We start from the raw sequence: 25422 nt of genomic DNA, 5'->3' as shown, positions 1-25422 counted from the left end.
ATCATCCGTGTCGGGCACCGCTGACGCGGTGCCCTTGTCCTCTTCGACTCTCCAGCGACCGCTCAGTAGTATCAACAATCTCCTACGGAAGAGCGTAACTTCTAACAGGCTAAGTCCCTGTCCTCAAGGAGCAACGCAGTGAACGGTAGTGAACGAGTAGCGCAGTAGGGCGGGGATACAGCCGTCACCCAATCTCATCAAAACGCTCAAGTCTAGACACGACTAACCAGCAAACAGTGGTCGAAGAAGCGTTCAAATACGCTGCCAAACCCGAGGACACTTCGACTGCCAAGAGTGCGTGGAAAGCGATTCAAACCTGCCGACAAGTACACAACCACGCACTCACCCAAGAGTACAAACCCGCTCCTGATTACGACAAGCCATCGTACACGACGATGCAGAACAAGCTTCCCGAGTGGAAGCGTGAGTGGCCTGAATGGGGCAGCGTGTACTCGAAATGCCTGCAAATGGCAGTGCGCCGTATCAAGAACAGTGAAAGTGTCCTCGACTCACTCGAAGAACGTGGATTCGACGTAGGTAAACTCAAGTGGAAAAGCCCGCGAGAGTACCGTAGCATCACGTACAACCAGTCTGGCTTTGACGTGGATAGTAACACGGGTCGGACTGACCACGCGACGGTCGAATTCTCCAAGATAGGCACGTTCCACCTGAACTTTCACCGACCACTCCCAGACGGCTCAGACATCAAGGAAGTCATTCTGAAAAAGCAGAAAACGGGTGACTGGACTGTCAGCATAATGGTTGAATACGATGCTGACTATCCCGAGAAACCTGCTGTCGCAGACATCGACGTTGAGGATACCGTTGGCATCGACCTCGGCATCACGAAGTTTATTCATGATTCCGACGGGCGAGCGTTCCGACCGTTAGACGAAGAGGAAGACCGCGAACGCATCGACAAACGCCACCAATCCGTTTCTCGCAAGGAACACGAGTCGAACAACTGGAACAAGGCACGCCAACAGTTGGCGAGAGCGTACAAGCGGTTGTCGAACAAGCGCAAAGCGTATCGAGAAGCTCTCGCCAACGCGTATACAAAGCAATACGATGCCGTGTTCCTTGAAGATTTGAACGTCGGTAGTATGATGAAACAGAACGGGAACAGTCGGAATATCGCGTCGATGTCGTGGTATGAGACGCTGCAAACGTTCCAACGCTTTGGCGAGAAGAACGGATGCCACGTTGTCCTCGTTCCACCTGATGGGACAACGAAGCGGTGTGTGAAGTGTGGTGTCGAGTCTGATAAGCCGTTGTGGGTGAGAGAACACTCGTGTCCGTCGTGTGGGTTCGAGACTGACCGTGACCAGAACGCTGCTCTTGAGGTACAGCGTCTTGGATTGCTCGAACTGGGAGTGGTTGAGGATGAATCGGGATTAGGTCAGGAACTGGCCGAATCAACGCCTGCTGAGACTGGAACCGCTGCGGGGTCACGTCAACGAGACGTGGTTCCTGCAAGTGCCGTCGTTGACACAGGAAGCCCCACCCTCAACGAGCGAACGGCGTTAGCCGTGAGCGAGTAGGGTGGGGTAGTTCACCGGTGCTGGTCGCGGAACCAGCACGCCCTCGAGTCACGCGATGCTCGACCGACGATGGGGTGCCAGCCGTCGAATGGACTGTACCGTCCGCAATCTTCAACGGTCGGCCGGCCGAACCCTCGCGTATGATTACAGGCGAGCGAATGGCCGCTGTCGACGCGAACGCCGCGGCGCTGGGCGTGTCACAAAAGCAGTTGATGGAATCGAGCGGACACGCGGTCGCTCGAGCGATCCGCGAGATTGCCGACCCTGGCGCTCGAGTCGTCATCGTCGCCGGCCGGGGAAACAACGGCGGTGATGCGTTCGTCGCCGCCCGATTTCTCGATGAGTACGACGTCACGACGCTACTGCTCGGCCGCGCCGAGCTGATCGGCACGGACATCGCCCGCGAGAACTGGGACGCACTCCAGCAGGCAGAGTACGACACCCGCGAAGTGACCGACTCGACCGCTCTCACACCTGACTCGAGCGTGTTCGATCTCGGTGAAGCAGACGTGATCGTCGACGCGATGCTCGGCACAGGGATCAGCGGCGACCTTCGGGAGCCAGCAGCGACCGCGGCGGCGGCGATCAACGACGCCAACACGACCGTCCTCGCAGTCGATGTCCCATCCGGCTTCGACGCCGATGGGGGAGACCACGCGGCTAACGGCGTTGAAGCCGACCACGTCGTCACCTTCCACGATACGAAACCAGGGCTCGATGACCTCGATGCCGACATCACCGTCGCAGGTATCGGGATTCCGGCTGCTGCTGAACGGTTCGCCGGTCCCGGTGACGTCGACCTCGCTCGACCACACAGTCGCGACGGCCGGGTTTTCGTTATCGGTGGCGGCCCCTACACCGGGGCGCCGGCCCTCGCAGCACAGGCGGCGCTCCGGGCCGGGGTCGAACTCTCGTTCGTCGCCGCGCCGGAGTCCGTCGCCGGTGAGATCCAGAGCTACGCCGAGGACCTCATCGTCCAGCCCTACGGAAGTGATCGCCTCTCACCCGACCAAGCCGACGACCTCGCCGAAACGGCCGAACGCCACGATGATATCGTCGTCCTCGGTCCCGGCCTCGGCACCGCAGACGAGACGCTCGAGGCGACGCGCCAGTTCCTCGCGTCCTACACGGGGGCAGCGGTCGTCGACGCCGACGCGTTATCGGTCGTCCCCGAGATCGACACCGAGGCGACGCTCGTCTGTACGCCCAATAGACGGGAACTCGCCCGGATGGGCGGGCCGGACACCGACTCACTTCGTGATGCGGCCGACGAAATCGAGGCCTTCGCGGCCGACCTGGGCCACGTCGTCCTCGCAAAAGGAGTCGACGACGTGATAACCGACGGCGAGCGCACCCGGATCTGCCGATCGGGGACGCCCGGGATGAAAGTCGGCGGCACTGGCGACTTGCTGGCCGGTATCGTTGCGGCACTGCTTGAGGATGCCGACCCGCTCGAGGCCGCGACAGCCGGTGCGTACGTCAACGGCGTTGCAGGCGAGCGTCTGGCCGACACCGATGCACTCGGCGTACTCGCCTCCGAGATGCTCGACGAGATTCCCGCGGCGCTGTGGGGTGAGGCAGATGAGTGAGAACGACGACGTAGCCGACTCGAGCGGAGACGACCACGCAGCTGACGACCTCACTCACACTACCGATGAAGGTGACGTCCAGATGGTCGACGTCGGCGACAAACCCGATAGTGAGCGTCGCGCCGTCGCGGCTGGCGAGATCCGTCTCCAGCCGTCGACGATCGAGGCCATCCGTGCGGATCAAGTAGGCAAGGGTGACGTGCTCGCGACCGCCCGTGTCGGTGCGATTCAGGCCGTCAAACACACGTGGGAAACGATCCCGATGTGCCACCAGATCCCGATCACGAACGTCGACACCGACTTCTCACTTGCCGAGGACCGAATAGAGCTTCGGGTCGCTGTCGAGACCACCGGCAAGACGGGTTGTGAGATGGAGGCCCTCGAGGGCGTTACGACCGGCCTCAATGTCGTCTGGGACATGGTCAAAGCCGTCGAAAAAGACGATGCAGGTCAGTATCCCGACACCAGGACCGAGAACGTGCGCGTGCTCACAAAGGAAAAACAGCGGACGTAACCAGGACGCGTGACGCGTTTGAGTATCCAGGCCGAGACGACTGAGCGGTCACCATTGGAGTTCTCGAGCCGTAACCCCTGTCACGGACCACTAAACCGAACTCGAATGCTAGTGCTGAGTGAAAATCCGATCCACAAGAACAATAGTCGTTCATTACTGTCATTCTTGACATGCCAATCAGTTCTGCGGTGGTCCTTGCAGCGGGGGAAGGGGCCAGACTTCGGCCGTTGACCAAACATCGGCCGAAGCCGATGCTTCCCGCAGCGACCAAGCCTATACTCGAGCATGTCTTCGATGCGCTTGTCGACGCCGATATCACGGAGATCACGGTCGTTGTCGGCTACGGTCGCACGCACGTGCAGTCGCATTTCGGATCGACGTACCGTGGTGCGTCGATCGACTACGTCGTCCAAGACAAGCAACTCGGCAGTGGTCACGCGCTTCTGGAAGCCGAACCCGAGGTTTCAGGTCCACAGCTCGTACTCAACGGCGATCAGCTCGTTGAACAGAGGCTCATCGAGGATGTCCACGAGGCCCACGACAGCGATTCCATCGCAACGCTCGGACTCGTTCGAGACGGGGACATCGCCAACTACGGCGGCGTGATCTTCGAGGATGACGAGAACATCTCGGAGATCGTCGAACGGCCCCATGACGACCGAAGTTACCATCTCAACGCGGGCGTCTATGCGTTTGAATCCGAGATTTTCGACTATCTCCGTGGTCCGGAGCCACAGTTCAACGAATACTCGCTCGTCGACGGTATTGCGAACGCGATCGCCGCAGACGAAACCGTCCGCGGTGTCACATCTGACGGGTTCTGGTACGACGCGACGTATCCGTGGGACTTACTCGAAGTGACGGAGACACTTCTTGGGAATACAGACGGCGTCGAAAGTACGGTCTCAACCGATGCACAGATCCATGAGTCCGCGACGATCGTCGAACCGGTCGTGATTTCGACGGACTGCGTCATCGGCCCAGGGAGCGTCGTCGGCCCGAATGTCGCACTCGGCGAGAACGTGACGGTGGGAGCGAACGCAGTCGTCGAAAACAGTGTCGTCGATGCAGACACCCGCATCGGGGCAAACGCGACGCTCATCGATGGCGTGACCGGCCATGGCGTTCAGATCGGCGCTGGCTCGACCATGGTCGGTGGTCCCGGCGATGTCCGCGTTGGCGATCGAATCCACGAGAACGAGCGGCTGGGTGCTGTGCTCGCGGATCGTGTTCGTGATGGGGGCGGTGTGACCTACGCGCCGGGAACGGTCGTTGGCTCCGATGCTGTTATTACCGCCGGCACAGCCGTCAGCGGGACGGTCGACGATGAAACGGAGGTGCAGTGACGATGTGTGGTATCGTCGGGTATGTTGGGACGTCCAACGGTGTCGACGCCGTCGATGTCGTCCTCGATGGCCTGTCAAGTCTCGAGTATCGCGGCTATGACTCTGCCGGCCTTGCTGTGCCAACACCGTCGGTGAGGGTTCACAAGACAGAGGGCGAGCTATCAGCACTCGAGAACACGGTTCCGAGAGACGAACTCGAGGGTGCATTGACTGGGATCGGCCATACGCGCTGGAGTACGCACGGTCCCCCATCCGATGTGAACGCACATCCTCATCGCGACGAAGCGGATCGCGTTGCCGTGGTTCACAATGGGATCATCGAGAACTACCAGCGACTTCGCGATGACCTCGTCGATGCCGGAATCACGTTCCAGAGTGAGACCGACACCGAAGTCGTCCCGCAGTTAATCGGTCGCTATCTCGACCGCGGCGCGGCTCCTGAGGAAGCGTTCCGACTGGCGATCGATCAACTCGAGGGTAGTTACGCGATTGCCGCCGTCTTCGATGGATCGGAGACTGTGTATGCGGCTCGACAAGACTCTCCGCTCGTCGTTGGCCTCGGCGAGACCGGAACGTATCTCGCGAGTGACGTCCCCGCGTTCGTTGAGCACACGGATCGCGTCTGTTATCTCGAGGATGGCGATTTCGTTCGGCTGACTGCCGACGATGCTGTCGTCACCGATGCGGAGGGCAACTCCGTCGACCGGCCGATAGAAACGGTTGCGTGGGATCCCGAAGACGCAGAAAAGAGTGGTTATGACCACTACATGCTCAAAGAAATCCACGAGCAGCCGAAAGCCCTGCGGCAGTGTCTTCGCGGTCGAATCGACGATCTCGATGGAGCGGTCGATCTCGAAGACCTTGCTGACCTCGACCACGAGGGGCCGGTACAGTTCGTCGCCTGCGGGACGTCGTATCACGCGGCGCTGTTCGGCGCTGAGCGACTCCGGGAAGCAGGGGTTCGGGCGCAGGCGTTTCTTGCCAGCGAGTACGCGAGCGATCGCGTCCCCATCGACGATGAGACCCTGGTCGTCGGCGTTACCCAGAGCGGCGAAACGGCTGATACGTTACGCGCGCTTCGAGAGGCAGCCCGCGCCGGCGCAACGACGCTTGCAGTGACCAATACGGTCGCCAGTTCGGCTGCACGGGAGTGTGATCACACCCTCTATATCAGGGCTGGTCCCGAGATCGGCGTTGCCGCAACGAAGACCTTCGCAAGCCAGCAGTTGGCACTCGCCCTCTTGGCATTCACACTCGGCGACGGGCCGACTCGCGAAGAGCTCGAGGCACTCCGGGATATTCCTGGCCAGGTCAGGACCGTCCTCGAGACGACGGACGCACGAGCAGTCGCTGAGGAGTACGTCGACGCTGATGCCTACTTCTTCATCGGCCGTGGATACCACTATCCGGTCGCGCTCGAGGGCGCACTGAAGATGAAAGAGATTACCTACCGACATGCGGAAGGGTTCGCGGCTGGCGAATTGAAACACGGTCCGCTCGCACTCGTGACCGAAGACACGCCAGTATTCGCGGTCGTCACCGGTGACGGCGAGACTGCCCGAAAGACCATCGGGAACGTCAAAGAAGTCGAAGCCCGCGATGCACCCGTTGTGGCGATCACTGACGGTGAGTCCGACGTGACACGGTATGCCGATCACGTCCTCGAGATTCCTGCCGTCGGCGATCTCGGTGGATCCGTGCTCGCGAACGTCCAGTTACAGTTGGTTGCCTACTGGGTTGCGAACCTACTTGGACGTTCGATTGATAAACCGCGTAATCTGGCCAAGAGCGTGACAGTCGAGTAACTCAGACGCGCTTCACCTTCTCGATCGATCACTGACTTGAATCGGCTTCATTTAAGTGCTCGCACTATCGCATCATCACCAGTGAGCCGAATCGACCTCGTCGTCGCAATCCTCGCCGGGATCGTTCAGGGAGTCGTTGAGTGGTTGCCCGTCTCGAGTCAGGGCAACCTTGCGCTGTTCCTGACGATCGCGGGAACCGACCCTGCGGTTGCGGTACAACTGGCGCTGTTCTTGCAGGTCGGTACGACACTCTCGGCGGCGGTCTACTACCGTGACGATATTACGACAGCCATTCGGGCAGTGCCCGGCTGGCGACCCGACAGCGCGTACGCCGGTGAGAACGCCATCGCGTCGTATGTCGTTGTTGCCACGCTGATGACCGGAGTTGTGGGGATCCCGCTGTACGTATATGCAGTCGATCTTGCAGGCCAACTCACTGGCGGCGTGTTCATCGCGGCCATCGGCGTTCTCCTAGTACTCACGGGGATCCTTCAACTCGCCTCAGAGTCAGTGTCGATGGGGATCCGCGACGCGCCGACGCTGCCGGACTCGGTTCTAGTCGGTGCCGTTCAGGGTATCGCAATCCTTCCAGGAATCTCACGGTCTGGTATCACGACGAGCGCACTGCTGTTTCGGAGCTACGATCCGCCGGCAGCGTTCCGGCTCTCCTTTCTGTTGTCGATCCCTGCCAGTCTCGGTGCAGCTGCTCTCACCATCACGGGTGCCGGTGGTCTTCCCGGTATCGAGCCAGTGCCTGCATTAGCGGCACTTGGAGTCAGTTCCTTCGTCGGCTATCTCACCATCGACGCCCTCATGCGGATCGTCGATCGCATCCCGTTCTGGGTCGTCTGTTTCGGCCTCGGTGGGTTCGCCATCGTCGGCGGAGGAGTTGTTTCGGTCGTCGTATGAGCAAGCGACGTTGCAGTCTACAGGCGGAGCAAGCCGAGTGCCTCAGGGCATGACCCCGAGGCGGTTCACACTATCGAGATCACGACGATGGTAATCCCGGTAATGCCAGCGAGGACACCGACCGCACGTGCTAGCTGCTCACCCCACGCAACTGTCCGTTCGAGCGAGAGCACCACTGCGATGAGCGCCATCCAGACGATGTTCATCGAACCTACAATCACTATAAACGCGAACAGAGCCCAACAGCACCCGACACAGAAAACGGCGAACTGCCAGCTCATCCGTACGGCACCACGAACTCCCGGTCGGTGGTGACTCATCAGGAAACCGAGCGGGGACCGACAATACCGCAGACACCGGTATTTGTACGGTGAGAGCTGATATCCCGACAGGAGTAGCAGTGTCCCACCTATCAGGGGCCCACCGTGAGCGTTCGCAAGGCTGGCAATTGGCACTAAAGTATTGACCACGAGCGGTACGACACCGGTTAGCGTCCAGACAAGCGCGTACGTTCCGATAAACGCACCAACTCGTGCTGCTTTCCCAGTAGTTGTCGTTCCCTCGAGCGTCTTGGAATACAGTCGGAAGAGAGGAACTGACGACGGGTACATCATAGCGATCATCATCACGCCCCACATGACCAGATAGAGACCGATACCTGTGATCCCGTTTGAGAGCGCCATCGCCTCTGGAACTCCAGGATCGGACATTTGCATCTGCATGGCCATCTCTCCACCAGGCATCGGGAGCCAGCGACCGACGACTGCCGCCCACGCGAGCAATGCGATTGTGTAGGTGACGAGCGCGACGATTGGAATGCGCCGGCGGGTAATTCGGTCCCGGAACGAGTCCTGTGTTCCCATGATTGATCGTCTGGACCGCTGTCCCACCACCGTCAGGAGTTCGCCAGTTCGAAGTCGCCGAGGTAGGCGTTGTTCCCCGAAACGTCCCACGTGAACTGGTCGTCATAGGAGACAGTGGCTGTCGTCGATTTCCCAGTTTGCACCTCGTGGCTCTCCGTCAGCGGGTGGGGCGAAATCGTGCCGACCTCCTCGTTGAACCCAACCGCACCGCCTGCGTCCATTTCGAGAACATCCCCAATCTCGACGGAGAACTCCGACCCGTCTCGAGAGAAACTGATTGGGACAGTCGCGACATCGGCAGACTTGACATGGGTGTCGGCGACGGGTGCCCAGATACCGCCGGCGCGACCGAAGTAGATGTCCTCGATGGCCTCGCGCTGATCGTCGTCGGCTGTCTCGTCGATGAGTAGCACAACGTCCCATTCCGTCTCGGGACCGAACATGACGCCCTCTTCAGTCGAGATGAGCATGCTGACATCCAAGCCGCTCAAGTCGACATCACCATAGCTTCCCTCTTCAATATGCCACGCCAGCGAGACGTTACACACATCGTCGTCTGGCGATTCCAGCCACACGCACTGGCATGCGACGTCACAGTTGCAGGCTTCGACGTAGTCTCCCTTGATCGTCCATTCTTGTGTCATGGGTAGACGCCCGTGTCAATTGCCAACGTATAGCTCGATAAAGCTATCTGGTGGAACATCTGACACCTGTAGACCGGCACGGTCGATGAAGATCGATTGCAATGGGAAGCACCCTCACAAACGGTCATAATCATCTCTGTCCCCCGCAAGATGACGTTGCGTGGCAATAGAGCGTAATTCTAGGAACAGGGGAAGAAAGGACTCGAGATCATCTCCCAACTCGAGTAGACACCCTCAGACTGGCGTCGTGAAGCAAAGCGGGCATACCAGAAGCGTATTCGCGCTAGCAAGCACGATCGAAAACGGGTTGCTAAAGCCTCATAACCGGCTCTCGTCTATCGGTTTTGAATAATCGATAGCCCTCGCGCACTCGAGCAGTGAGCAGGAGTGCCCTCACTCATCGAGTGACTGCGGTCCCCAATACGGACAGCGTCTCGAGAAGCATCAAACAGGAGTTCAGAAGAGGATGTCCCTTTCATCTGATTTCCGTCGACTGAGGGGGTATGAGTCTGATAGACAGGTCGATTCCAATCCTGACTCGAGTACGAGAGTCCGATTTGTGCGAGCTACGATCTCAACAGCCATCCACTGCTCGAGCAATTCCCCGTCCTAGGTTCTCACTCGAGAGACCCCCACAACAACACTTGCGGGGGCTAGAGCCGATTATGAGATATTTGAAGCTGAATAAAAAGACATCGCAGAAGGAGAACTACCCAGCCCAGTAAGCTACGGGAGATCAGGCGAGCGATCCCGAAGCCACTCTGCAGGATAGACAGCCGTCATGCCAGGTGTGTTGATCCGGAATTGTTGGGGTGGCGTGGTCTTTGCATACGTTTTTTCGACTCGAGGAGGCCCCTCGAGCGGGTCGTTGAGTGCAGAGAGTATTTTGTGGCCATCGGCCTGTTTCATGACGACCCAGATTGCAGCCTCGGGTTCGCAAGCAGCCATCTTATCGAAATCGGCGGGTACCGCACGTCGGATGTCGTGGTTAATACGTTCAACCTCGGCTGTGACGATGATCTCGCCATCAGCATCCACGCCTGCAAGGTCGAGTCGATGTTGATCGTCGAGTTCGTAATACGGTACGACATCGGTGACGTCCGATTCGGGGTCTTCGGCGTACGCTTCTTCGAGATGCTGCCGGGTGACTTCGACTCCAAGGACGTGTTCACTGGATTCATCGAGATCACCGACCCCATGGCCGTAATCGACGCCTTTGCGATAGCTCTCACCAATTGTAGATCGGCCTTCCGACGAGACGGTGTAGAGACGGTGTGGATGATCCGTGTCGTGTCTGAGGAGGTCTGCCTCGAGCAGTGGAGCGATTTCGTCGGTTTCGATCCCGACGTACTCCTGCAGTCTAATCATCGAGTCGTGGAGAAGATCGTACTCGAGCGGATCATACCGAAGTTGCTGTGCGTTGTACACCGTTTGTAAGAAGAGCAGTTGTCGGTCACTCCAGTCAGAGAGGTCTCGCTCTTCGGCTGTGAGCTTGAGATTGATATCGCAGACAGGGATATCGTCAGACTCGACGTCTGTAAGTGAACGACAGCACTCAATCGAGCGTTCCATCCCTTCGATGGTCGGATCGTAGCGGTTCTCACAGGATCCACAACAGAGGGCGTGTATCGATTCGTCGTAGCTCACGTACTCGGGGAGTCGCTTCGTGTGTGGCAGTAGTGAGTCAACCCGGAGTGTCTCTTCTTCGGTTGTGTCATCGTCATCCGACCCGTTCTCAGTGCCTGGGTGATCGCTCTCATATTTGAGTCCGGCTTCGTTCCACGTCTCGAGTGCGGTGAGCTCGAATGCTGTGTTGAAGGCCTGATACTGCTCGTCGCCAAGTGGAGTCTCACTTGCGGGGTGTCCATCGGGAGCGGGTAGTGATCGTCCGAGAAACGGTCGTGGGGCAGGTGAGCCAAATGTGGCTGCAGGGCGGACGAGCCACTCGCCATGACGAATCGCTGCAAGCCGCCTGGCAACCTTTGTTGGTGGAACGTCGTCGGTCGCGAGCGCCTTCGCCAGGTCATCTTCGATGCTGACGTTGCCAACGACGAACGTTCCGATCTCGTTGAGCGCTTCTTCGTAGGTGTGATTCGACGGATCTGGAGAGTCGAGTTGCCCAGGGAATTGAACGCCGAGCATGAGGGAGAGGCCAAACGATCTCCCTTGTGAGAGGAGGGTATCGACCAGTTTCGTCGCGGCGATGTCTTTCGCTTCCTCGAGATAGAGATTGACTCGGGATGGCTGTTTCTGGGCTGCTGAACGTGCTTTCAGTGCAATCCACAGATTTGAGAGCAAGACGAGTGTCAGTGCGCGTTTAATTCGCTCTTCCATCCCACCGAAATCGAAGATAACCACGGTATCGTCATCGATGACGTCTGTGAAATCGAAGTGGGGATCCGTTTCGTCACTCTCAGTGTCGTCTTCATCCGTGTGAGCACGATGGACGTGATCGAACAGCGGTGCAAGTCGATCGTCAGTCGCGATTATCTCGACTCGAGCCACGGCACCACCGAGAACCATGTTGAAGACGTCTCGATCGCGCTCGAGCAACCCAGCGAAATACTCGGTGAGTCGTTCATCCGAAGTCGGTGGCGGTGTTTGATCGCTCAGTGTACGCTGGAGCGCCCGGTAGAGATCTTTGTGTGAAACGGCATCGGTGCCGTGAATCGGATCGTACAACGCTCGAAGGTGATTGCGAATCGCCTTCGTCGATTCCGTCGCTCCATAGTACTGTTCTTCGCCCATCAGCCCCGCGAGGATCTCTTCGTAATGGCCTGCGATTCTCGAGCGTGCTTCTTCTCGTGAGAGGCCAGCAGCGAGTAGCGGCCTGATATCGAAAATCGATAGCGCGGGAAGTATTTCAGTGAGGTCGAAGTAGCTGACGTCCTCGAGGCCATCGTGTGCTGTGTAGTGGGCTTGGAGGTACTCCTCGGCTGTTCCCCCTCCCTTATAATCGAAGAGGATCTCGGGGCCGTCTGTGGCCTCGACGTTCGACAGCATTGCACCAGTCGTGAGGACGGATTTCCCGGAGCCTGTATCGCCGATGACGAAGAGATGTCTATCCTGAAGTGTTGGTGGAAGGACGAACGGGTTTTGGTAGGGTTGGCGGTCATCGGTTAGTGGCATGCAGAGCGCCTGTCCAGTTCCCGTGTACTGTGCGAGGTGATCCGGTGATGGCAGAGAAAGGCCGGTTCGCTCGGATTGTCGAGCCCCAAGTGCTCGTTGACCAGATGGTGTGAGGCCAACGCCGTCAATCAGACAGAACCCTGGGAGTTCGTCCGGTGCGACGACGATGCCAGCGCTCTCGTGTGACTTCCATGGGAGATGGCTTTTGAGCGTTTCGTATGTTGGTTCGGAACAGGCTCGTTGACAGATGTCTTCGAAAAGTTGGCTTGCAGGCGTATCGCGGTCGGTATCCATGCTGAGGTGTCCGTGAATCGAATGAAAGGATCCACTGAGATGGCCGAACACGTTTGTAAGTCTTCGAGCGACTGTCTCGGCTTGTTGTGAGTTCGTGCTGTCTGTGAGTGCCACTGCTCGAGCCGAGAGACAAAACGTCCGTCGGAGGTCACGCGTTTCGAGTTCGGTGAGACGGTTGCGATATGGACGAGCAAGGTTTTCTGGTTCGAGTTTCTCTTCCGACCGAGGGAAGACGAAATTGAGGATGCGATCAGCTGGTGTGACGAGGGCGCGCTCGAGATCGTATTGGTATCCTTCTGCGTCTGCCCGCTGATCACCAAGCGGACTGCAGACCACCTGATACACGACGGGGACTGCTGAATCACAGAGCGTCTCGACGAGCGTTGCCAGTGGGATACGACGGGAGTTCGATTTCTGTTTCTCTGGTTGTGTCTTTCGAGAACGATCGGTGAGTTCATCGAATGACGCGAGCGAGGTTTGCCAGTCCTGGCGCGTCTCTGCAGCGCCGCGATACTCGATGCCAGCAGCGTATGGCTGACTGGGGGTGTCAGCGGTGGCTGGTGTTGAACCGTTGTTGTCTGAGGAGGGAGTACGAGACGGTTGGAGTTGTCGTGGATGCCAGTCGACTTGTGTCAGTTCGTATGTGTTTGGAAATGCTGTTCGCAGGATCGCCTCGAGTTCGTCGAGGAATTCGTCGTATGTCGTTCCGACGAGGTACCGAATGCTCGTATCCGGTTGGCCGTCAGCAACGAGCAGCCACTCTATGAGCGGTTGCTGGGTTTTCTTTCGGAGGGCTGATCGAGTGCTCGAGTTTGAGAGGTTGTAGAGGCTCTCGTAGAGAATCGTCGTTGCCTGTGAGATAGCTTCACGGTTGAGTGGCCTTGTCGATGGCCGGATTTCGATATACGTTCGTGACTCGAGGGATGTGGGTGTGGCCGTCGTGTGATCTATTGCGGTATTTTGTAGTTGATTACTCGAGTTGATGGGGCCGTCTCCATCAGGAGTTAGATTCGATTTTTGAGATGGTATGGTCGTCTCTTCAGTAGTCGGCGTGGTGTCTTTCTCTGTCGCCATTGGTTAGAAAGAGAGTTAGATGCAGCCAGCGCTCAGATATTGTATTCGAGAACGCTTCTGATACTGTGACTCTCAATACCCGGAGAATAGCTTCGATCTATATAAACGCGTGTGAGGGGTGAGTGAACTGTCTTTTCAGTCGATAGGCTGGAGGAGGGAAAGAAGCAGGTTACCGTTCGAGATGCTAGAGAGTGTCACTAAATGTAGTTTCGCACGCTGCAGTGAGAGTATATTTCGTGTGCTTCCATGAGATCTTAAATCCTTGCTTCGTCTGTTTCGTTTGCTCTGGTTGGTGATGACGACATGCCGATAGAGGTTCTCTGAACGCGCCTATCCAACCATACTCGTGAGGGAAAGCACACGAAATCTCCTCTCACTCTTCTACAGATGAACAAGGCGAGTGCCTTGAGGCTTGACCCCGAGGCGATTTACAGGAGCGGGAAGATTGACCTCTACATATCAAAACTGGTTTTCTGACAGCACTCATCAACTGTTCGCCGTGCTGTCATACATTTCTTCGAACTCCTGCTCGCCGCGGATCAGCTCGTCGACACCTTCGGAGAGTGTGACTTCTCCGAACACAGTTGCCCGATAATACGTGTATAATCCGTCTTGTCCTCGTTCCGTACGCTGGCGCTTCTCAATGAGGCCGACATCGACAAGCTTGTTGAGGTGATAGTGAAGTGTACTGTCATCGACGTTAATCGCCTCCTCGAGCTCTTTCGGACTCATCTCTCCACTGTGGACAAGCCGATAGAGGATTTCATATCGAGTACGGTGTCCGACGGCAGCATGCATCTCGAGATATTCGTCGAGACTGAGAATACTATCCTCTGGTAGCAGGTCTTCCGGATCTTCCGGATTTTTCCCACCAATCGCACTCGGTTGATTTGTCGCCATCTTGGTCTAGAGTACTGGCGGCAAACTTTTAGCCTTTGTCAAGCCAAGATATCTTGAAAATGCCCTCTTTTATAAGGGCCGAGTGAGCAGAAATCCTTATGCCCACTGAAATCACACGTGATTTGATCGCTGAGCGGCTGGGGAGCGTGAAATACGACCGTTTTCTTTTTTATTTGATGGGTCCGTACAAGTCGTTCAATCTCAACTATGTACTCAGTGAGGAAGAACGCCGCAAGATCGATATCGAAGACCTCCCCGGGCCGTTACGCCGACTCTTTCGACACAAGGACGATATCAACGCGGCGCAAGCGCTCTTACGGCGGATACAAGGAGAGCTTCGGACGGATCCAGGAGTGAACGCATTTCTGGCTCTCGATGCGGAGGTAGATACTGATGAGGTGGATGCAGTGACACAAAGCATCGAGTACGCAAGATGCAGCAACGCGACCGCGTTCGTGGTTCCGTTTCTTGGACACAATTTTGGCGTTGGAGAAGAGGCTGGAAGCGTTCTTGAGAGCCTCGCGGAAACGCACGGTGATCGGTTACTCTTTGCCCATGAAGATGACGTGACAAGTGCGATGATTCGATCGTCCAAGGTGCGATGGGATCTACGGGTCGAGACGTATGAAACGGAAGGGGAACTCGTTAGTAAACTTCGACGGTTCGCAGGTGGTGTCATGCAGCGCGAACGCCGTGGTGATCTTAGATGTTTAGATTGAGTGAACGCTGGCGTTGAAAACTCGAAGACAAGTCTGAACGGTCGATTTTCTCGGCCTCATTTTCATCCTCTGCCTGAAAGAGGAGTATCTGCTGGCGTCAGTGGGAACTCGAGGACTCCGTGTGTCCCGTCGGGCGCCATAGATGCGGCGCAGTTCCTCGAGCGCTTTCGGCTGGTCTGTGACGGGCAGATCATGGAGCACCCGGCGCGCGGTTACCACGTTTTGGGTATCGGACAGAATGGGAAGTCGCGTGGCGTCGCCGGCGATGGTAGTGACATCGAGACCGGCAGCCGGCCGTTGAGGATGGCGAGGGTCAACTGTTCCCGCTGATAATGGCCTACAGCTAATAACCGATGACAACGTAGTATACTCAATTTCTGACGGATATTTTCATGGCCGATACAAAAACAGTTCTTCATCCATGCACTATAATTCCGAGCTAATATAATACACAAGATATATATTCAGTCATCAGCGAGTGAATTTGACGATCTAATGAATAAATTTCTGAACCAATCCGTCGGTTCTCACGAGATTTCTCAGTAGGTCTGAAATTCACTAAATGAATATAAAAACTCCAGTTTTGAGCCGAACACTCGAGACAGACGAATCTTCGAACGTACGACGCCGAATAGCACGCTCTGGCCTTGGATCACTCGTATTGTTATCCGTTCTTGCTGTTGAGCCGGCTTTGGCACAGGAGAGTGTCATCTGTGAGGCCGAAGGACTACCCGAGATGGTCTCCGGGTTCTTCCAGATCACCACCGCGATCGGCCTTCTGGGCTTGGTTGTCGTCTGGCAAGCCGATTCGCTCGCTGAGGTATTCACGACGACCATCGAGCAGAAGAAAGACCTGAAAGCACACAAGCGAACGGCACTGCGGTCGACGGTTATGCTGTTGGTCCTCGGGCCGCTGTTTACGGTTTTTGGCTCGACGATGGGGCTCCCGTTAGCTGGCTGTGTGGATTTCGTGCCGTGGTAATGCCGATCGGTATCCAGTCCGACTCGAGGCAGAGGCCCTAATGCGACTCGAGGGGTCAAAACTCAGCGTTGCGGTCATACTCACAGCCGTCGGTATCGCTGTTGTTCTCGGTGGAACCGAGATCGGCAGTGCCAGCGGTTCTCTTGGGAGAGACGACGAACACGGGCTGGACGAAAACGAGACGGCGACGCTGTGGTCGAACACGCCAGATGAGTGCATCAGCACTGTTGAGTACGAGCGGCAATACGGCGAAACGCGGACCGGGATGGAAGAACTCGGTAATTGCACCGATATCACGTTCAAAACGCCTCCCGATACGGCCGAGCGGTGGACAGCAGCCGACTATGAATCACTCGAGGGAGGCGATGCAGAGACCTCGATCTATCCCACGCATGCGTCGCGTACGGATTCCGTGCTGATCGCCGATGCACACGCGACGACGTTTGCGATCCATCCGTCGACGAGGACGCATCTGGATGCGAACGAGACGATCCATTACATCGCACCGGAGGGTGAACTCCGTGGGTTCGTCGATTATCGCATCCGGCTTGATGGGAACTCATCGATTCGAAATCATGGGATCGAAGACGTCCGGCTGCTACGTGATGGGGAGTTGGTTGACGCTACGAGTGGGACGCACACACCGGTCTTCGAGTATGCGTTTGATGGAGGTGGGTCGGCGACGCTGACGCTCGAGGCGGACATCAATGCTCGAGTCGAGCGAGAGGTTGGAAACGAGACAGAAGTGATTACTGATCAGGTGACTGTTTCGGAGGAACTCGATGTCGAGATCTACGATCTTCGAGCATCGATCTACTATGCCTCGTATCCAAACGGCGACAGCGGCGTTGCGATCTATCAGGCTCAGCCGTGGCATGGATACACCCTGTCGGAAGATGGCGAGGCGAATGTCCGTGGGGTGTGGCGTTACTACACCGCTCGAGAGACTGGTTGGGACGAACTCACGCATGCAACTCGAGGGGGGAGGGAAACCGTTGGCTCCGATGCAATGCCGGTGTACGTCCATGCGTACCCATCCGAGTTAGGTCCGCGTGCAGAGCCGATCCGGGATGGGCCGGAAATCCTCGAGGTGTGGGGAACAGAGAGTTCCTCGCCGGAGCCCTCACTTCATGAAACCGTCGAGGTCGACGTGGTTTCTGCGCCCTATACGCGATCATATGGGCTTGCGCTTCGTCACGACGGTGTTAGTCGAGATGCTGTTGCTGTTGATGGGATCGTTCGAGGCGTCTCTGCAGAGCTTATCGAGCCCGACGGTGGGGCAGAGCGAGAGATTCGCGAGAGTGAGCTATCGCTCGAGATCATTGATTCAAACGCGACGGCGGTGACCCTGGGGATCGAACTTCGCGATGGAGAGACTGGCGAGCCGATTGTGCTCGAGAATCCGTACGAAGGTCCACGGTTCTGGCTGATCGGTCACGATGTTCGTGAGGGCTATATCACGATCGGTGATCAGCGCCTGCGGACGAATTCTGAGGGTATTGTTGAAGTCACCGTGTCCCAGCCAGGAATCTACACTGCAGAGTATCATCCGGGTTCGTGGCGATCACACACTCCGGCGTATCTCGGTGATACTGCTACTGAGACATGGCACCCGCTCGCGACGCCGACGGGCTGGTTCACGCTTTTGGTGGATGTGATTCGGTATGCGATTCCGTTCGTGATTGCGCTGTATGCGGCGAAGCGGCTTGGGAGCTTCTTGAAAATGAGAGATGAAATATGATTGATGAGGTAGGAATGGTGTGGAGAGGTATTGTTCTTCGAACACTTCGATGGAGGGGTGCTACCGGATTGTTGGTTTGGAGTTGTACAGTTCTCGAGAGAGCTTGGAGATTCGAGTGTGTTGTACCCGCCTCGAGTGTGGAGTTCGAGAGTGGTGATGGCGTGGTCGAGCTCGAGGATGCTGGCTGTGTGATCGAACTCGAGAGGGTTGCATGCAGTTAGCGTGGTCGCTCTCCGATGTCGGGATCAAGTGGTTCGAAGACGCAATCGACAAGCTCATTGAATGGTTCCAGGAGGGGTTGGCGGATGGGTATGCTGCGATCACTGCCCAGGTGTTTGGAACACCAACACCGGAAACGGACGGTGTGTTCGTGTTCGGCCAGCCGTCGAATACTCCCTGGGATGGCATCTACAGCAGCCTTGTCAGTGGCGAGATCATGCTCGTTGCCCTGTTATTGCTGGTGATGTGCGTACAGGGCCGGCATGCGATTCGGATTTTCAATATCGGCAGTGCATACGAGACACGAAAGACGAAGCGAAGTGCGTGGACTGGTGCGTTTTTGATCGTCACCTGGTACTGGGTCGCGGTCTTGGCACTCTATTTGGTCGACGGATTCACCATTGCGCTTATTCCGGATATTGCAACTGTGACGAGTGCGATGATGGGGTTACTCGCGTTGAGTATCTCAAACCCGATCCTTGCGCTCTTTCTCACGGGCGTTGGTGCAGTTGCAATGTGGACCCTGCAGGCGCTATTCTTCCTTCGAGAGGTTCTGTTATACATCTTGATCTACGCGATGCCGATCGGGATTGCATTGGCCTACGGGAATCTTCCCGTCGTCTCGCACATCGCGAGAACGGTCTCTTTGAAATTCGTGCCGCTTGCGATCATGCCGATTCCAGTGGCATTGCTGTTCAAAGGCTATGAATTGCTCTTCAGTGAGGGGACAGAGTCGGCGTTGATTCCAGACAGTGCGTTTTTGAGTTACCTCATTGCAGTCACGCTGCCATTGCTCTCGATCGCTATCGTCTGGAAGCTGTTCAAGTACGCCAGTCCGATGACGACGAAAATCGTGGGTGCAACGACAAAGGCAGGAGTCACTGCAGGTGCAGTAGTCGGTGCTGGCGTGATTGCTGGCCCCGCTGCTGCAACGACGACTGCGATGTGGGGCCCGAAGGCGGCTGTTGGCTATTCTGCTGCCTCAAAGATGCGCCAAAGCGGTGGCTCTGGAGATTCGAGCGGTGAGAGTGGGGAGCGAGCAGCTCACGATAACGTCGTGGGAGACGCGTATGGCTGGGACGATACCCCGGCGTACCGTCGCACTGAGAACGATCCGGGGTACTTCAAGTGACACAAGAAAGCGGTGCGGCTGGCCGGCGAATCATGGACGAACTGGGCGAAGAAAGTCGAATCCCGATTCTGAATATCGAGGAGGGGGATGTCTACGTTCTCCTTGGCTTCCCGATTGCGGGGCTTCTCGTTGGCGGGTTAATTGGGCTCGAGGGGGCGATCTTGCCGTTCGTGCTCCTGGGGATTGTAGCAGGTGGTGCAGTCGTCTATGCATCGCCGAATCATCTTCCCGCATCGACGTGGTTGGGAGATGTCTATCGCTACTACTGCAAACGGCCTCGATTCACGTACAGTGCAGTCGAGTCTGGTGAGTCGGGTACTGATGGTGGGCTCGTAAGTTACACGCCGTTCAAACCGGATGAGCGAACGCAGGATCTCACGAACATCAGGCGTGCATGGCCCGGAACCGGTGCGATCGAGCGTTCGGATGGAGCGATGGAAGCGTATCTCGAGATCGACCCCGGGAACATGGACTTCGCGATGTCCGGTGATTGGGCACAGGTCCAGCAACTCGGCGAGGAGTTCGCGAATAAGGAGCTTGACTTTAGACTCAAGTTCCACGCGACGACTCGTTCGTTCCCAGTGGAGAGACTGATCGAGCGAATCGATGGGCGGCTCTCTGATAGTGATGTTGAGGAGAACCCGATTTTTCGAGGGTTACTCGAGGAGTATCGCGAGCAACGGCCTCGGGATCTCGAGGGTGCCCAGCAGATCCGATATTTCATCGGTGTCGAAGTTGACCCGTTCGAGGTCTACGACCGTTATCAGGACGAGCGTTCTCCTGCAGAGAAACTCACCTCGTTTCCGGTGATCGGGTTTCTGTTCAACCCGTTCGTGACTCGTCGCAATGATATGACCGACGCAGAGATTCGAGCGGCTATGTTCGAGAAGCTTGAAAATCGATGTCATAGCCTCCAGACGGAGTTTATCCAGAAGGTGTCCGGGTGGTCTGCTCATCGGCTCACGACGGTCGAGTTGTTCGTTCTCTCGATGGACTTCTGGAACGGAGAAGAACACGAGTACGACGATGGCGCGGATGCGATTCGCGATCATCCAGCGGTCGATCATCAACGGAGGGCCGACCAGTGATTGAGTTGGTCGTGGGACAGATACAGGGTTTGCTTCCTGAGATGGGGACTCGAGCAGGGCTTGCTCTCTCTGTTGGGGTGACGGCGCTGCTTACGCTTCTCGTGAAGATTGCGTGGGACTACTGGCGAGCGGAGGAGGTTGAGGAGATCGAGTTAGCTGATCTCCTCGAGGAGACAACTGTGGACGACGGTATTGGTGAAGGAGAGATCCTCGACGATCTATCTGAGCATCACCAGCACGTCATCGCACCAGCGGCGATCGAGTGGGATACACGGACTGCCCGTGTTGGCGATCACTGGACATCGACGCTCTACATTGCTGATTATCCTGACTATCCGAAAGACGGCTATCTGACAGAACTCTTCGAGCTCACGGATATCGAGTTCGATCTGACGGTGCACATCACACCGAAGAGTCAGCAGCAGGCTCGAGACGAACTCCAGCGTGTTGCCGACGACCTCCAGGCTGATGCAGACCTCGAGCGAACCGTTCGAGGGAGCTATCTGCAAGAACGTGCGAACGAAGCGCTTTCAACCTACAAAAGCGTCGAGAACGGAAGTCGGGTCTTCGATCAGGGGATGTTCATCACGGTCCGTGCGGATTCCCGTGATGAGTTGCGTGAGGACGTTCGGACGATCCGTAGTCGGCTTCGTGAACAGCCAGCGGGTCTCTCGCCGAAAACAGCGATCTGTAAGCAGGATCTGGCAATTCAGGCTGCGGCACCAGTGGGACCGAATTCGTTTGGTCGAGAGGCGACGGCGTTAGGTGGTGCGATCGGTGCGTTGCTTGCGTCGCCGCACAACGCGACGATTCTCGAGGACGGCGGTGTCGAGTTTGGCGCTCACTGGAAGAATCAGAGTCCGGTCGTGATCGATCCCTTTGCTCGAGAGAACGGCTATGCGATGTTCACGATCGGCGATCCTGGCTCTGGTAAATCGTTCGGCTCGAAGCAGAATTTCGTTCGGTCGATCGAGCAGAGCGAGGATCGTATTGGGATCATCCTCGAGCCATTGAACAACTGGGCTGGTGTCGCTGAGGCAGTCGGTGGCGAGCGAATCACGATTGGCGGTGATATGGGATTGAATCCCCTCGAGATCAAGCCTACACCCGAACGTGTCCAGCAGGCGATGGGCGAGGATGCGAGTCCGTATCGGGAGAAGCTCGATAGCGTGATGAGCTTCTTGTCGAACTACTTTGCGACCCGTGGGATTTCACTCGGGGATCGACGGACTACGCTGGAGACGGCGATCGAGAAGGCGTATGCGAGGAACGGAATCACCGACGATATCGCGACTCATCACAACGAGAGTCCGACGATGCGGGACGTACTCGACATCCTCGAGAAGATGGTTGAGACGCCCACGGAGTACGTTGTCCGGACGGACGAAGAGACGACGAAGATTCGAGAGGATGCGACGTGGCTCATTGATCAGTTGCGTCCGTTTTCCGTGGGTGGTCGCTACGAGAATCTGGGGCGTGAGACGGCGTTTGATATCCGCGACGAGAAGGTGATCTATCTGGATCTCGCCCAGCAGGAAGGGAGTCTCGGTGGGAGTACAAGCTTGATCATGCAGTTGTTGATATCGCTGGTCTACGAGCGTGCGAAGGAGACGGACAAGGAGGTCGTCTTCGTCATCGACGAAGCGCGGTATATCATGCAGGATGCAGCAAGTCTCGAGTACCTCGAGATCGTCTTCCGGCATCATCGCCATCACAACCTCTCGATTCGGCTTGTCACACAGACTGTTGATGAGTTTTTCCAGCATCCAGAGTCGGAGGCGATCATCGACCAATGTGCGATCAAGCAGTTCCACCATCTCGACGGGATGGATCGTGAATGGGCCAACGAGTTCGGACTCAATTCGGCACAGATGCGTTTCGTCCAAGAGGCTGTTCCGGGGAACGATCGGACGGGGTATTCTGAGGCGCTTGTCGGTGTCGACGGTGAATGGCGCGGGATCGAAGTCCGGGCGATGGACGACGAGACGGCCGTGATCGATTTCGATCCGAAGGAGCAGTCTCGATCGGAGTTGCCGGGTCAGTCTGGTGGTGTTTCTGATCGTATGATGAGTGGTGGTCAGAGTTCGCTGGGGCTTTCGGATTAAGAGATATGGGTGATAGAATGACTCTCCCGGAGGCGCTGTGTACTCGAGACCAGTGGATCTGCTGGAAGCGAGCAGAGCGCAACGGCGAGAAGACGAAGATTCCGGTTGATCCGCAGACGGCAGGGTTTGCATCGACGACGGACGAAGGGACGTGGTGTGATCTCGAGACTGCTCTCGAGTGCATGGAATCGGGCTCCACTGCGGTCGATGGGCTTGGGTTCGTGTTCACGAAGTCAGATCCATTCGTTGGGATTGATCTGGACGACTGTCGCGACCCGGATACTGGGAAACCAACTGAGCAAGCGAAGACAATCGTTAGTCGGCTGGATTCGTATACGGAAGTCTCGCCATCGGGGACTGGCTATCACGTCTTGATACGTGGTGAACTTCCTGAAGGTCGCAATCGACGTGGCCACATCGAGATGTACGACCACGCCCGGTACTTCACCGTCACTGGCAAGCACGTCTCGGGGACGCCAACGCAAATCGAATCTCGGCAACGCGAACTCGAGGGGGTTCATTTAGAGTATGTTGGGAAGGGTGATGACGATGTTCGTGAGGCGTCTGGGTCGAAAGCTCGTCTCTCTGACGACGAGTTACTCGAGAAGGCTCGAAATGCGGCGAATGGCGAGAAGTTTGAACGCCTCTGGAACGGGTCGACTGTCGGGTATACGAGTCAGTCAGAGGCCGATATGGCGCTGTGTTGTTTGCTTGCGTTCTGGACTGGTGCCCATGCCGGACAGATGGACCGATTGTTTCGGCGATCGAAACTGGACCGTCCGAAGTGGGGAGAGGAACACTATGCCGATGGTTCGACGTATGGTGAGAAGACCATTGCTCGAGCAATTGCACACACCTCTGAGTTCTACGAGCCCTCGGAGAGTGGGGTAGAGACTCAGGAAGTGGGATCTTCGCGAGATCGCGAGCATGTGTACCTCAAAGAGAGGGTCTCCCTGCTTCGAAAGCAGACGACGTCTCTCGAGAGAGAAGTGGAGGCGAAGACTGCGCGGATCGAACGGCTTGAGCGGCGACTCGAGACATACGAGGGAAGATCTGCGGCTCGAGAAGAGGAGTCTGAATCCTCGAGAGAGATGCAGTCGAAGTCTCTCGTTCGGCAGTTACGAGGAATTCTCGGGCGATAGCAGAAGAATCTGAAGTCAAAGTGACCAATTCGTTTTTTGTTTGTAGGTGCCGTAGTGTGCCATATGACAACAGTACTCGAGCGTGTTCGACGACGGTACGAAACTACGGATAAGAAGTGTCCCGACTGTGGATATGTGGACGAGGAGGGCAACTGGGAGAGCCGAACGAACGGCCAGCAAGTCGTGTATCGTCACGTCTGTCCCAGTTGTGGTTCGACTCGAGAGCACACGTTCAATCTCAAGTGAGGGTGGCTCGCACCTGGAGGTGAAGAATACGAACCCAGACGGTGTTGCTTCTCGAGTGGTATTTTAACCGGGCTAGGTACCAAGGAGTTGGATGTGTGGCGAAATATACAGGACGGGCCCTCTCTTCGTTGTCACTGTGTCACGAACTGTTGACGAACTTCGGAACGAGATCCGGTTGGCCGTGGATCGATACGAACGGCAGGAATCTACTGCCTTCACCAAAGAGGCTCTCGCTGCAATCTGTAACGCCGTGGACTACGAGATTGACACGAACCGTCTTCCTCCCAAGTCCCAGATGCGGGCGGGGATTCTCTGGAAAATCGGCGAGATAGACGACGATGACCCAGACAAGGCAGGGACTGCCTTCCGGAAGGACGAGCTCAAATCTATCGCTGCTTCGCTCCGAAACGAGTAGCGACCGTTAATAACTTGATAGAAATTCAATCACATTCGCCTGTTCATAGAGTCCAGTGACATCGCTAACTTCAGTGACCGTCTGAGGAACGGGACCTAGCTTATTCGGAAGTTGACCGTAGGGGATCTGAATGACATCCCCGTATTCGTTACGAGCCCATTCTACTTCACGAACGAATAGATGATCGTCACTGACATCCTCGCCCCGGAATGACACCGTTGAACCATTAGGTTGATACTCCGGGTACTCACCGACAACCCGGCCAAAGGCCATTCCATTCCCCAAATTCCCTAAGAACGGAGTTCCGTCGGTCAATTTATTGAAGAAGCGGTTGAGGCTTCCGGCAGCAAACCCCGCCTGTTGAGTTGGATTCTTGTCCTCGCCTCGATTCTTATTCCATTTTTTATAATTATTTTCTAAGACAGTTCGAATGGAGTCGCTCCGGAAGTTGAGTCGTGATCCACCACGAGATGGATCGCGAACGTCTTTATCGACTTTGTCGGGCGTAATAGGGCCTTCTAGTTGATCGCTATTCAGTAATTCTCCAATCGGAATTCCCCAACTTCCTATCGAGATGAGATTCTCAGTCATCCACACCTCCGTCATAAGCTCAACATTAACACCCCTGTCGTTACCTCGGTTAATCCGAAAGAGGCCTTTCTCTTCAATGTGATTCCGAATCATTCCTGCAATCTCTTTTGTATCGGATTCGCTCTGAGACACACCAAGATGTCTATCTCCATTTCACAAAAATGTATCGGCCCATTTCTTAGAAATGGGTGCGTACATTTCATCACTCCAAAACCCATGTCTTAAGACTGAAAAGTAGAACTATTCTCCTGGATATAAATGGACAGATATTGTATTTTGTCCGGATAGTTCGAATATCTCGGCGAATACAATTGATATTTGCTATAATTTCTGGTGTTTAGTTTCATATATATTTGCTGGTCAGTTCACCGCAAATGTGTGTAACCAATAGCCGCGGGAAGAATTCTTTGGCACCCTCGAGCCGAATCAGCAAC

The 25422-nt window shown here is 56.3% G+C and carries 20 protein-coding genes; 15 read left to right on the top strand and 5 right to left on the bottom strand.

The genetic code is table 11. The annotated features are described in order from the left end of the window. Positions 1-236 precede the first annotated feature (236 nt). The 6 genes from BSG09_RS15560 to BSG09_RS15535 all read left to right on the top strand — a co-directional run bounded on the left by BSG09_RS15560 (position 237) and on the right by BSG09_RS15535 (position 7704). Positions 237-1541, top strand: a complete 1305-nt coding sequence (locus BSG09_RS15560) for an RNA-guided endonuclease InsQ/TnpB family protein (protein ID WP_092934701.1) — start codon at positions 237-239, stop codon at positions 1539-1541. A gap of 140 nt (positions 1542-1681) precedes the next feature. Next, positions 1682-3130, top strand: a complete 1449-nt coding sequence (locus tag BSG09_RS15555) for an NAD(P)H-hydrate dehydratase (RefSeq protein WP_092934699.1) — start codon at positions 1682-1684, stop codon at positions 3128-3130. Beyond that, positions 3123-3644: a cyclic pyranopterin monophosphate synthase MoaC gene (gene moaC, locus BSG09_RS15550; RefSeq protein WP_092934697.1), complete on the top strand. Its 522-nt coding sequence runs from the start codon at positions 3123-3125 to the stop codon at positions 3642-3644. Before BSG09_RS15555 ends, moaC begins: the two co-directional genes overlap by 8 nt. Positions 3645-3814: 170 nt before the next feature. Then, on the top strand, positions 3815-4990 hold the full coding sequence (locus BSG09_RS15545) for a sugar phosphate nucleotidyltransferase (RefSeq protein ID WP_092934695.1): 1176 nt from the start codon (positions 3815-3817) through the stop codon (positions 4988-4990). A gap of 2 nt (positions 4991-4992) precedes the next feature. Continuing rightward, positions 4993-6795 (top strand): glutamine--fructose-6-phosphate transaminase (isomerizing), encoded by a 1803-nt coding sequence (gene glmS / locus BSG09_RS15540; protein ID WP_092934693.1) that lies wholly within the window; start codon positions 4993-4995, stop codon positions 6793-6795. Positions 6796-6876: 81 nt separating this feature from the next. After that, a complete protein-coding gene (locus BSG09_RS15535) occupies positions 6877-7704 on the top strand; it encodes an undecaprenyl-diphosphate phosphatase (protein ID WP_092934689.1) in 828 nt (275 codons plus the stop codon). Positions 7705-7769: 65 nt separating this feature from the next. Here BSG09_RS15535 and BSG09_RS15530 read toward each other — a convergent pair whose 3' ends face one another. From BSG09_RS15530 to BSG09_RS15515, 4 genes are all read right to left on the bottom strand, one after another. Further along, positions 7770-8567 carry a DUF2182 domain-containing protein gene (locus BSG09_RS15530; protein ID WP_092934687.1) on the bottom strand — a complete coding sequence of 266 codons (798 nt, stop codon included), beginning with the start codon at positions 8565-8567 and terminating at the stop codon, positions 7770-7772. 32 nt (positions 8568-8599) lie between these two features. Then, entirely contained in the window at positions 8600-9211 is a 612-nt protein-coding gene (locus BSG09_RS15525; protein ID WP_092934685.1) for a DUF1326 domain-containing protein, read from the bottom strand. A 726-nt stretch (positions 9212-9937) separates the two neighbouring features. Then, the gene (locus BSG09_RS15520) at positions 9938-13708 is read right to left on the bottom strand and encodes an ATP-binding protein (RefSeq protein WP_092934683.1); all 3771 of its coding nucleotides are present in this window, start codon (positions 13706-13708) and stop codon (positions 9938-9940) included. 486 nt (positions 13709-14194) lie between these two features. Beyond that, positions 14195-14608 (bottom strand): winged helix-turn-helix domain-containing protein, encoded by a 414-nt coding sequence (locus BSG09_RS15515; RefSeq protein WP_092934681.1) that lies wholly within the window; start codon positions 14606-14608, stop codon positions 14195-14197. Positions 14609-14706: 98 nt separating this feature from the next. Here BSG09_RS15515 and BSG09_RS15510 point away from each other — a divergent pair, with 98 nt between their 5' ends. The 9 genes from BSG09_RS15510 (at position 14707) to BSG09_RS15470 (ending at position 24397) form a co-directional block, all read left to right on the top strand. Continuing rightward, positions 14707-15327, top strand: a complete 621-nt coding sequence (locus BSG09_RS15510) for a DUF7509 family protein (protein WP_092934679.1) — start codon at positions 14707-14709, stop codon at positions 15325-15327. A gap of 691 nt (positions 15328-16018) precedes the next feature. Continuing rightward, positions 16019-16309 (top strand): hypothetical protein, encoded by a 291-nt coding sequence (locus BSG09_RS15505; protein WP_223174799.1) that lies wholly within the window; start codon positions 16019-16021, stop codon positions 16307-16309. A gap of 40 nt (positions 16310-16349) precedes the next feature. Beyond that, positions 16350-18050 (top strand): hypothetical protein, encoded by a 1701-nt coding sequence (locus tag BSG09_RS15500; protein ID WP_092934677.1) that lies wholly within the window; start codon positions 16350-16352, stop codon positions 18048-18050. Between the two features lie 211 nt (positions 18051-18261). Beyond that, positions 18262-19401, top strand: coding sequence for a hypothetical protein (locus BSG09_RS15495; protein ID WP_092934675.1), 1140 nt, complete (start codon positions 18262-18264; stop codon positions 19399-19401). Continuing rightward, on the top strand, positions 19398-20489 hold the full coding sequence (locus BSG09_RS15490) for a hypothetical protein (RefSeq protein ID WP_092934673.1): 1092 nt from the start codon (positions 19398-19400) through the stop codon (positions 20487-20489). Before BSG09_RS15495 ends, BSG09_RS15490 begins: the two co-directional genes overlap by 4 nt. Before the next feature lie 41 nt (positions 20490-20530). Continuing rightward, entirely contained in the window at positions 20531-22594 is a 2064-nt protein-coding gene (locus BSG09_RS15485) for a VirB4 family type IV secretion system protein (protein WP_223174800.1), read from the top strand. A 17-nt stretch (positions 22595-22611) separates the two neighbouring features. Next, positions 22612-23736, top strand: coding sequence for a phage NrS-1 polymerase family protein (locus BSG09_RS15480; protein WP_254799190.1), 1125 nt, complete (start codon positions 22612-22614; stop codon positions 23734-23736). 63 nt (positions 23737-23799) lie between these two features. Then, on the top strand, positions 23800-23982 hold the full coding sequence (locus BSG09_RS21675) for an HVO_0649 family zinc finger protein (protein ID WP_092934669.1): 183 nt from the start codon (positions 23800-23802) through the stop codon (positions 23980-23982). A 136-nt stretch (positions 23983-24118) separates the two neighbouring features. Then, the gene (locus tag BSG09_RS15470) at positions 24119-24397 is read left to right on the top strand and encodes a hypothetical protein (RefSeq protein ID WP_092934705.1); all 279 of its coding nucleotides are present in this window, start codon (positions 24119-24121) and stop codon (positions 24395-24397) included. Between the two features lie 6 nt (positions 24398-24403). On the opposite strand, the gene BSG09_RS15465 is transcribed toward BSG09_RS15470, so the two are convergent. Beyond that, complete coding sequence (locus tag BSG09_RS15465) at positions 24404-25120, bottom strand: hypothetical protein (protein ID WP_139246229.1); 717 nt, start codon at positions 25118-25120, stop codon at positions 24404-24406. Positions 25121-25422: the final 302 nt, after the last annotated feature.

This window comes from Natrinema hispanicum, from assembly GCF_900111485.1.
Classification (GTDB): domain Archaea; phylum Halobacteriota; class Halobacteria; order Halobacteriales; family Natrialbaceae; genus Natrinema; species Natrinema hispanicum_A.
Note: the sequence above shows the minus strand (reverse complement) of the source record. Positions and strands in the feature narration are given on the sequence as shown.

Coding starts and splice junctions, on each gene's coding strand:
- BSG09_RS15525 (WP_092934685.1), bottom strand. CDS start 9,211: ATGACACAAGAATGGACGATCAAGGGAGACTACGTCGAAGCCTGCAAC.
- BSG09_RS15480 (WP_254799190.1), top strand. CDS start 22,612: ATGACTCTCCCGGAGGCGCTGTGTACTCGAGACCAGTGGATCTGCTGG.
- BSG09_RS15515 (WP_092934681.1), bottom strand. CDS start 14,608: ATGGCGACAAATCAACCGAGTGCGATTGGTGGGAAAAATCCGGAAGAT.
- moaC (WP_092934697.1), top strand. CDS start 3,123: ATGAGTGAGAACGACGACGTAGCCGACTCGAGCGGAGACGACCACGCA.
- BSG09_RS15530 (WP_092934687.1), bottom strand. CDS start 8,567: ATGGGAACACAGGACTCGTTCCGGGACCGAATTACCCGCCGGCGCATT.
- BSG09_RS21675 (WP_092934669.1), top strand. CDS start 23,800: ATGACAACAGTACTCGAGCGTGTTCGACGACGGTACGAAACTACGGAT.
- BSG09_RS15495 (WP_092934675.1), top strand. CDS start 18,262: ATGCAGTTAGCGTGGTCGCTCTCCGATGTCGGGATCAAGTGGTTCGAA.
- BSG09_RS15510 (WP_092934679.1), top strand. CDS start 14,707: ATGCCCACTGAAATCACACGTGATTTGATCGCTGAGCGGCTGGGGAGC.
- BSG09_RS15520 (WP_092934683.1), bottom strand. CDS start 13,708: ATGGCGACAGAGAAAGACACCACGCCGACTACTGAAGAGACGACCATA.
- glmS (WP_092934693.1), top strand. CDS start 4,993: ATGTGTGGTATCGTCGGGTATGTTGGGACGTCCAACGGTGTCGACGCC.
- BSG09_RS15500 (WP_092934677.1), top strand. CDS start 16,350: ATGCGACTCGAGGGGTCAAAACTCAGCGTTGCGGTCATACTCACAGCC.
- BSG09_RS15555 (WP_092934699.1), top strand. CDS start 1,682: ATGATTACAGGCGAGCGAATGGCCGCTGTCGACGCGAACGCCGCGGCG.
- BSG09_RS15485 (WP_223174800.1), top strand. CDS start 20,531: ATGGGGACTCGAGCAGGGCTTGCTCTCTCTGTTGGGGTGACGGCGCTG.
- BSG09_RS15545 (WP_092934695.1), top strand. CDS start 3,815: ATGCCAATCAGTTCTGCGGTGGTCCTTGCAGCGGGGGAAGGGGCCAGA.